Origin of the sequence: Pseudomonas sp. GM60 (genome assembly GCF_000282415.1) — a bacterium.
Lineage (GTDB): Bacteria > Pseudomonadota > Gammaproteobacteria > Pseudomonadales > Pseudomonadaceae > Aquipseudomonas > Aquipseudomonas migulae.
Map to the genome: position 1 here is coordinate 1 of NZ_AKJI01000115.1, position 7,644 is coordinate 7,644.

Sequence of the window (7,644 nt, forward strand, 5' to 3'; positions counted from 1 at the left end):
GAAAAGCGTTTGGACAACGCGTTCATTCAGACAGCCCGCGTTATCGTTGACGTCCATCGCCAGCAAGCCGGCTCCTACAGGGGAATGCGTAAGTGTCCGAAATTTGTGGGCCACAACAATGCTGGAGTCCGCGCACGACTGAGGAGCCAGGCCGCCTCGCGGTGCTGTTGCCATAGTAGCCCTCTCGAAAGGCCGAGCACCCTGGTCACACGTTCAAGCCTATAACGCCCAAAGGGAAAAAACGTAGTACGCGTTCTGCTTCTCTTCTGCGGTCAACTCATTCCGAACACATCCACATTCCCCCTGTAGGAGCTGGCTTGCCAGCGATGGCGTCCACCCAGTCAATCAACAGGTGACTGAGGCAAACCCAGTGAACGGCGTTGCGTTGGCACCGTACAAATTCATCGTCCACCTGCCGCGCATCCGTTCGGGCTTGCCGATCCGGGGCGGGTTGGCACGTCTAGCCGCCGTGGGTTACATGTGCAAGGCCTGGACTTGGAAGGACTGGATGGGCTTTGCCGACATCTTCGGTATGCCAATGCGCGTTGGGCGCTATGGACCAGGTGCCAGCAAGGACGATATCGCAACTCTCATGTCAGCAGTGGCCAACTTGGGCAGTGACGCGGCGGCGGTGATACCGGACAGCATGCGCATTGACTTTACCCAGGCCGCGAACGTGACCGGTGCCGGTGACTTCTTCAAAGGTCTGGCCGAGTGGTGGGACAAGCAAGTCAGCAAAGCAGTTGTGGGGCAGACAATGTCCACCGACGATGGCTCCAGCATGGCGCAGGCCTTGGTTCACAACGAGGTGCGACTCGATCTGTTGCAAGCGGATGCCAAAGCGGAATCCAACACACTGAACCGCTACTTTGTGCGGCCCTGGTGCGATCTTAACTTTGCACCTGGTCGTCCATATCCACGGCTGATTATCGACGTACCACAGCCCGAAGACACCAAGCTCCTGGTCGACGCTCTGGAGAAGCTGGTGCCATTGGGGTTGAAGGTCGAACAGTCGGTGATCCGCGACAAACTCAACATCCCGGCTCCGGCCGTGGGTGCCGAGCTGCTGGGGATACCGGCGCCTGTTGCTACTCCGTCGCTGGCACAAGCGACCAACAGCGAGCAGACGCCCACTAAACCAGTGGTTATGCCGGACATCGTGGATAACCAGGTGCGGACAATGGAGCGGACGGCGGGGGTGTATGTGGATGACATGGTCGAGCAGATCAAGGAACTGCTCGACGCAGTCAATAGCCTGGAAGAGTTTCGGGATCGGTTGATTGAGACCTATCCGGCGATGACCACCAGCCAGTTAGCGGATGCTATTGCCGATGGGCTGACGGCAGCCAGCCTGGCTGGGCGGGATGACATATTGAGAGGGCTTTAAGCGTCTTGCATCCTGGTCTGTAGTGCCTGGCATTCCTGGCAAAGCATTTCATCCAGGATGTAGCAGCCGTCTAGATCCTCATCATCAATTCTACCGTTGCCAATGCAGCCACCATTCCCGTCCTCATCTTCGGGACCGAAAACTCCACTGCATGGAACATTTTCGACTAGCGGGCGAATGTAATTTTCGTAGTGATAGCGTTGGTTTTCCGACAGCGCTTCTACGTTGCCATTGTTGCCGACGAGAAACCTGGCGACACCTATCGCCGCAGCAGGGTTACCCCTTGCTGGTACGTTTTCTTCGATCAGCTCTGGGTTGTTTTCAACGACGTGTCTTAAGGCGACGATATTCATAAGGCGCTCCATTTCCTGGCTTGATGAACAGTGATCATAATTTCAGAGTTTGAGGTATAGCAAATGGCCGTCTCCCACGGGTCAATTCCGTTCAAAGAACAGATCGACTACTTCCATGGCAAGGTCAATCTGCCTACTCGCTCCTGGACGGACATTTATACCTCCGAACATGACTACGCCTTTGTCGTGGCTGGAGCGGTCAAACGGGATCTTCTGGTCGACCTGCGCGGTGCGGTCGAGAAATCCATCGCTAACGGCACTACCTTGGAACAATTCCGTAAAGACTTTGACCAGGTCGTTGGCAAACATGGCTGGCAGTACCAGGGCGAACGTGGCTGGCGCACCAGCGTCATTTGGGAAACCAACCTGCGTCAGTCTTATAACGCTGGCCGTGAAGCGCAGATGGCCGACTCGGAATTACGCAAGCGCCGCCCCTATGGCCTTTACCGCCATGGCGACAGCGCTCACCCACGCCCACAACACCTGGCCTGGAGCGGCACGACCTTGCCACTGGACGATGCCTGGTGGGCCACTCACTCGCCATCGTGCGGCTGGGGGTGCAAGTGCAAAAAATTCATGCTCTCGGCCAGAGATGTCAAACGCCAGGGCCTGACGATTGGCCCCGCGCCTGCTATTGAGTGGGAAGATCGGGTTATCGGCAAGAACAGCCCCAACGGCTCGCGCACTGTTCGCGTTCCCAAGGGGATCGATCCTGGCTTCGAATACGCACCAGGTCAATCACGCCTGGCGAATTCCGTGCCCCAGATGCGCGCCCGTGACTTTCTACCTGCGCCGTCAACAACTCCAGCTCTAGCAACAGGACTGCCTAGCCGTCGGCCGGCCGGCCGGCTCATTGCCGCTACCTCGGTCAATCCCGGCGAAGCGCTTGCTTCCTGCCAAAGTCACTGCGCCGCAAGCGGTGACTCAGTTCCTTGGCGAGTTCGGTGCCACTGATGCCGCTCCGGCAGTGTTCCGTGATGTGACCGGTGATGCCTTGATAGTCGGCCGGGAGATGTTCACAGATGCCAAAACCGGCGCGATAACGCTGGCTCAGCAGATCAAAGTCCGCGAACTGCCCCTGCTGATAGAAGCCATCAAGGTGCCCGACGAGATCTGGGCTCGCTTGGAATGGCAGCCGGACTTGGGCAAAGCCACATTGCGGCGCCGCTACTTGATGCACGGCCAGGTGAAGGGCAAAGCCAGCTCTGCCGTGGCCGTGTTCGACCAGGGCGATGGAGGCTGGAGCGGCGCAACGGGATTTGTTGAAGATAGCGAGCAGTACCTTGAGCCCTTGCGCCAGGGTGTTCTGCTTTATCGCCGACCTGAGTAGGAGAACCTGATGGCAGGTGCAATGCTCGATGTCACCCTCGACACCAGCCAGATCGGCAGTGCTCTGGAAGAGCTGGCCCGTCGACTTGGCGACCTCACTACACCCTTTAATGACATCGGTGAATACCTTCACCAATCCACCGACGAGCGTTTCCAGCGCAAGGTGGCGCCGGACGGTTCGCCTTGGGCGCCGCTCTCGGCCGTCACTTTGGCGAGAAAGAAAGGCACCGCCATCCTCCGGGAGAAAGGTACGCTCCAGGACACCCTGCGCAAACAAGTCACCAGCACTGAGCTGGCCTTTGGTACGGACCGCCCCTACGGAGCAGTACACCAGTTCGGGCAGAAGAAAGGGGCTTCGGGCAGCTCGAAAGGTCGACCCATTCCCTGGGGAGATATACCCGCACGGCCATATCTTGGGTTGTCATCCGATGATGAAACCGAAGTGGTGCTCACCATCCATGACTATCTTATGGAGCCGATCAAGGGCTAATCGCGTGGAGCCCGGCAGACACCTCTTGAATGACGTGATCGGTATCTACGCTCGCATTTTGCTGTTAAGGGGCGTTAGAGCTGCGTTAGATTCCCTTAGAATGCGAAAACTCAAGCTGCCAGAGAAAGGGAGTGTCACGTGGCAAATTTTCTAACCCGCACGACTGCTCTGTCTAAAAAAGACGGAGCCAAATCTGTTCTTAAAATTGCTGACGTCGCGATCAAAGCGGGTTTCAGCTTTACACCCGTTGGCGGTGCTATATACGAAGCGTCGAAAATCGGCCTAGAGGTTGCTCGTGATTATGTGCAGGGACGCAACGAGAAGCGGATCGTTGAATTTCATCGAACCTTGCTATCTAGAGAGGGGGTTTTTGATCAGGATTTGATCGATGCGGAACTTAATGCGGCCGACTTTCATGCTTTGCTTGACGCTTGCGTCTCAGACATTGAAGAAGAAAAAACCACTCCCTATGCAATGCTCACCCGCTCAATAGCACTAGGTTTAGTTCCCGTTACTCATAGACGCCACTTCATACACTCTCTGAAAGAGTTAGCTTTTGAACACCTGGATATCCTGCGTGAAACCTACACAATGACAAGATATTCATGCATTTCTGAAAGTGGCAAGCTAATCGACTCCAGAAATTTCCTCACTCATCTCCAGTCCGATAGCATCTCTCAGCTGGCGCTGCAAACGCTAATGGCCAGAGGGCTAATCACTGAAAGAAAAATCACCCCACTGGGGGTCAGCTTTATCGAATCATGCTATTCAAGCGATGACCTAGCTCCTTATAACTTCAATTACAAAACCGCAAAGCAAGAGCGCGGTGTAATTATTAAGCTGATAGACAGCAAAGAGGTCAAGCTTATCGAGTCCTCATTGATTCATGAGCTAAAAAGAAGAAACATACAGACGGAAACGTCTCATGGATTGAGATTTGACGGGGCGACGTCTGATGACCCTCTCATAAAGTTTGCAGATTATGCTTTTGTTATTGCACTACGACACAGTGGTTTTAGTCAGGGAGTCAGCGACACGCTCAATAGTTCTCTCTCGGGAAAAAAGTCTCTTCAGATTTTTCTCAACGATCCCCAGATCCGGGAAGCGGAGCCAGTTAGTTTTATGGACGCGCCATCAAAAATCATTAGGGAGGAGAGTCCTGCTCTGGCAGCAGCAGAAGCGGTAGAGTTTATCTTGAGCTTAAAGTGAAGCCTGAACTCTCACCCTCACAAAAACCTTAAACCCTCCTGAAATATCTCCGCTTTGACATGCCGCCAACAATGGCGGCATGAAAACTCAACTCGCACTCAACACCGACCTTTCCGCCACCGTCTCTGACGGCAAGGCCCCGGAGTGGGTCGAACTAATTCCCCCTGGTCCCAACATCACCGATCGCGATGGTCGGCAGTGGCTGCTCGATGAGCAAGCAGGAATGCTGGGGCAATCCAGCTTCACTGGCCGCTCTATCGATCTGCCCATTGATTGGGAGCATGCCACCCAGCACCGCGCCACCAAGGGCGAAGACGCCCCGGCCGCTGGCTGGATCAAGCAACTGGAGATTCGTGGCGGCGCGCTGTGGGGCCTCGTTGACTGGACGCCCCGAGCGTCCGCCCAGGTCATCAACCGTGAATACCGTTTTCTATCCCCCGTCTTCGACTTCGACCCCGATACCACGCGTATTGCGCGCCCGGTCAGCGCAGGCCTGACCAACAAACCGAACTTCCTGCTTACAGCCCTCAATCAAGAAACCACGGAGAACACGCCTGTGAAACTTTCACCTGCGCTTTTGGCCGCGCTCGGCTTGCCGGACACAGCCACCGAAGAACAAGCCCTCGCGGCCACCACTCAGCTCAAAGCTACGGCCCAAGCGACGAACACCGAAAAAGCCAACCTGGAACAGTTCGTCCCTCGGGCGGACTACAACGCGCTGGAAACCCGCGCCACCAATGCAGAACAGGCGCTGGCCACCCAGAAGAAAACCGAGCACGACAAGGCCGTCGACGCGCTGATCACCTCAGCGACACAGGCCGGGAAAATTACGCCAGCAACCGTGGAATGGGCTTGAAAGCGCAGTGCGATGCGTAGATCGGAACTCATCTGATACTCCCGAAGGTCTTACAGGGACAAGAAAGGCTCGGAGACTGATGACCTGGTGTTCAAGGCAAAGAACAAATTTCGATTTGAAACGCCGCTGGTTGAGATGTCGGAGAACATGAAAGTCACTAAAGATATCAAGGCAGATGGAGAGATTGCTGATCACAAGCGGCCCATGCAGGCGGACAGAAATCTCTATAACCAACACGACCATGGTGGCAGCGCAAAGCCATCGCCATTGCAGTGAGTTTCTGCTATTCCTCTTAGCGGTCCATGATCTCCTCTCTACCGCATCTCACGCAGGCAATACATGGCGAAAAAAATTATCGTCTTCATTCGCTTTTTCAAAGAAGAGGCATATCGCGACGCATTTTTGCGCGGTGATTTGTACATGAATCGTTTGAGGTTTTTCAAGGCATACGAGGAGCAAGACGCCTGCAATATCGGGGACAAGCATGAGGGGGTAACAGGCTGGTACCAACCTGATCAGATATCGAGGATGACCATCAAGAATAACGTGACTGGAGAGGAGCATGTAATAAAGAGTTTGGCAGGTCCGGTTGTGCTGGGACTAACGCGTCACAATGACTACCACGTCTACTGCATGTCGACCCTTTGTACAGATGATGAGTTAACCTTTGAAACGTTCGACGAGCTAAAATCCCACATGATGTTAGACGTCGAAAAGGGGGATTTGGGGGACTACTGCGTAGTTGTTGCTGCTTCAGAATTCATTGCGCGTTTAGACATCGCGCTAAAGGCTGAGGTGCAGGCAGGAAACATCGTGGGTCGTGGAATGGTTGAATATTTTGACCCTGACACCTTCAATGGTTCGTTCGAAGAGGATCAAGCCATACTGCAGAAAAGGGAGTGTTTCAGTCATCAGAAGGAGTATCGGATTTACGTCTACGATGGGACTTCCGGTCATGATTCCAGGGTCATTAATGTAGGTGATCTTTCAGATATTGCTCACAGTTTCCACAAGCGGGATTTCTATACCACTGTCCTTATCAATCAGAAGGATGATGGTTCTGCTAGCGACTGACTGTAAATCTTAAACCGTCCTGAAATACCCTCACTGCGCGTACCTCTGCACCATGCATCCCCATGGACGCAGGCATAAACCCAACCACAGGCGACTTGACGGGCCAGCGTGTTAATACGCTGGCAAATGCCGTTTACATCCGCCTCGTTACTCCCCTCGGAACCTGGTTGGCAGACCCCACGTTGGGTTCCCGCCTGCACGAACTTCGCCGCGAAAAAGACCGCCCAAGGGTTGGCATTCTTGCCAAGCAATACGCCGAACAAGCGCTCCAGCCCCTGATCAATGACGGTCGCGCCAGAAAGATTTCCATCTCCGCCGAGCAGCCTCACAACGGCTGGCTTGTCCTACATGTCGAAATTATCGACGCCACCGGCAATCCGCAGGTGTTTCGCCAGCCTGTAAGAGTGATTTGACATGGCCTATTGCCTCCGCCAGGTGACTACTATGTGTGGCGAGACGGTGGCTGGCAACTGGACGTCGTAGCCCAGAAACAAGCAAAGGTGGTGCAGGTTCTGGCTGAGCGGGATGGTCGGCTTGGCGTGGCTCAAATGCGCATAGCGCCGCTACAGTACGCAGCTAATTTAGAGATGGCGACAGAGCAAGAGAAAGAAGCCTTGCTCGCGTGGATGCGTTACAGCGTGGATTTGAACCGAATGGAGCAACAACCAGGTTATCCCTTCACGATAACTTGGCCGGTTAGCCCAGCTTAAATGCGTTGGGTAATGCGGACCGAATACGACTTCACGCTCACAGGTGCCAAATAGAACGCTAAAGCACTCGACACATCTTGATCTGGTCGGTGCCAATTATCGCGCAAGGCGGTGCCAAATCCGGCGCGCGCTTACAATTTGCTTTTGATTTTCACCACTCATCAGGCCGAGCGTTAGCTCGCCTTCCGCTTTTGATCTTGAGGTACACGCCCCCTCGAGAGGCCGAGCGCAGGTTC

Annotated in this window: 11 protein-coding genes; 10 read left to right on the plus strand and 1 reads right to left on the minus strand. The window is 54.6% G+C overall.

Features of this window, described 5'->3' with window-relative positions; genetic code table 11:
• The first annotated feature begins 370 nt into the window (after positions 1-370).
• Positions 371-1,387 (plus strand): DUF935 domain-containing protein, encoded by a 1,017-nt coding sequence (locus PMI32_RS04525; RefSeq protein ID WP_008033612.1) that lies wholly within the window; start codon positions 371-373, stop codon positions 1,385-1,387.
• Here the strand turns inward: PMI32_RS04525 and PMI32_RS04520 are convergent.
• A complete protein-coding gene (locus PMI32_RS04520) occupies positions 1,384-1,740 on the minus strand; it encodes a hypothetical protein (protein ID WP_008033615.1) in 357 nt (118 codons plus the stop codon). The two genes, PMI32_RS04525 and PMI32_RS04520, sit on opposite strands and share 4 nt — an antisense overlap.
• Before the next feature lie 63 nt (positions 1,741-1,803).
• Between PMI32_RS04520 and PMI32_RS0129180 the strand changes: the two genes are divergently transcribed.
• The 9 genes from PMI32_RS0129180 to PMI32_RS31150 all read left to right on the plus strand — a co-directional run bounded on the left by PMI32_RS0129180 (position 1,804) and on the right by PMI32_RS31150 (position 7,408).
• The gene (locus PMI32_RS0129180; RefSeq protein WP_008033617.1) at positions 1,804-2,694 is read left to right on the plus strand and encodes a phage head morphogenesis protein; all 891 of its coding nucleotides are present in this window, start codon (positions 1,804-1,806) and stop codon (positions 2,692-2,694) included.
• Positions 2,660-3,070, plus strand: a complete 411-nt coding sequence (locus PMI32_RS30790; protein ID WP_008033618.1) for a PBECR2 nuclease fold domain-containing protein — start codon at positions 2,660-2,662, stop codon at positions 3,068-3,070. Before PMI32_RS0129180 ends, PMI32_RS30790 begins: the two co-directional genes overlap by 35 nt.
• Positions 3,071-3,079: 9 nt before the next feature.
• Complete coding sequence (locus tag PMI32_RS04515) at positions 3,080-3,559, plus strand: phage virion morphogenesis protein (RefSeq protein ID WP_008033621.1); 480 nt, start codon at positions 3,080-3,082, stop codon at positions 3,557-3,559.
• Positions 3,560-3,697: 138 nt separating this feature from the next.
• The gene (locus PMI32_RS04510; RefSeq protein ID WP_008033622.1) at positions 3,698-4,768 is read left to right on the plus strand and encodes a hypothetical protein; all 1,071 of its coding nucleotides are present in this window, start codon (positions 3,698-3,700) and stop codon (positions 4,766-4,768) included.
• 79 nt (positions 4,769-4,847) lie between these two features.
• Positions 4,848-5,624 (plus strand): phage protease, encoded by a 777-nt coding sequence (locus PMI32_RS04505; RefSeq protein WP_008033623.1) that lies wholly within the window; start codon positions 4,848-4,850, stop codon positions 5,622-5,624.
• 87 nt (positions 5,625-5,711) lie between these two features.
• Positions 5,712-5,900 carry a hypothetical protein gene (locus tag PMI32_RS0129185; RefSeq protein WP_050550372.1) on the plus strand — a complete coding sequence of 63 codons (189 nt, stop codon included), beginning with the start codon at positions 5,712-5,714 and terminating at the stop codon, positions 5,898-5,900.
• 63 nt (positions 5,901-5,963) lie between these two features.
• Positions 5,964-6,698: a hypothetical protein gene (locus PMI32_RS04500; RefSeq protein WP_008033624.1), complete on the plus strand. Its 735-nt coding sequence runs from the start codon at positions 5,964-5,966 to the stop codon at positions 6,696-6,698.
• Between the two features lie 62 nt (positions 6,699-6,760).
• Positions 6,761-7,111 (plus strand): phage GP46 family protein, encoded by a 351-nt coding sequence (locus PMI32_RS04495; RefSeq protein WP_008033625.1) that lies wholly within the window; start codon positions 6,761-6,763, stop codon positions 7,109-7,111.
• A 9-nt stretch (positions 7,112-7,120) separates the two neighbouring features.
• Positions 7,121-7,408 (plus strand): tail fiber assembly protein, encoded by a 288-nt coding sequence (locus PMI32_RS31150; RefSeq protein WP_081501798.1) that lies wholly within the window; start codon positions 7,121-7,123, stop codon positions 7,406-7,408.
• The last annotated feature ends 236 nt before the right edge of the window (positions 7,409-7,644 follow it).

What these genes read in the sequence shown, in the direction of transcription:
- PMI32_RS04515 (WP_008033621.1), top strand. Translation starts at nt 3,080, where the DNA reads ATGGCAGGTGCAATGCTCGATGTCACCCTCGACACCAGCCAGATCGGC.
- PMI32_RS0129180 (WP_008033617.1), top strand. Translation starts at nt 1,804, where the DNA reads ATGGCCGTCTCCCACGGGTCAATTCCGTTCAAAGAACAGATCGACTAC.
- PMI32_RS04495 (WP_008033625.1), top strand. Translation starts at nt 6,761, where the DNA reads ATGGACGCAGGCATAAACCCAACCACAGGCGACTTGACGGGCCAGCGT.
- PMI32_RS04520 (WP_008033615.1), bottom strand. Translation starts at nt 1,740, where the DNA reads ATGAATATCGTCGCCTTAAGACACGTCGTTGAAAACAACCCAGAGCTG.
- PMI32_RS04500 (WP_008033624.1), top strand. Translation starts at nt 5,964, where the DNA reads ATGGCGAAAAAAATTATCGTCTTCATTCGCTTTTTCAAAGAAGAGGCA.
- PMI32_RS04505 (WP_008033623.1), top strand. Translation starts at nt 4,848, where the DNA reads ATGAAAACTCAACTCGCACTCAACACCGACCTTTCCGCCACCGTCTCT.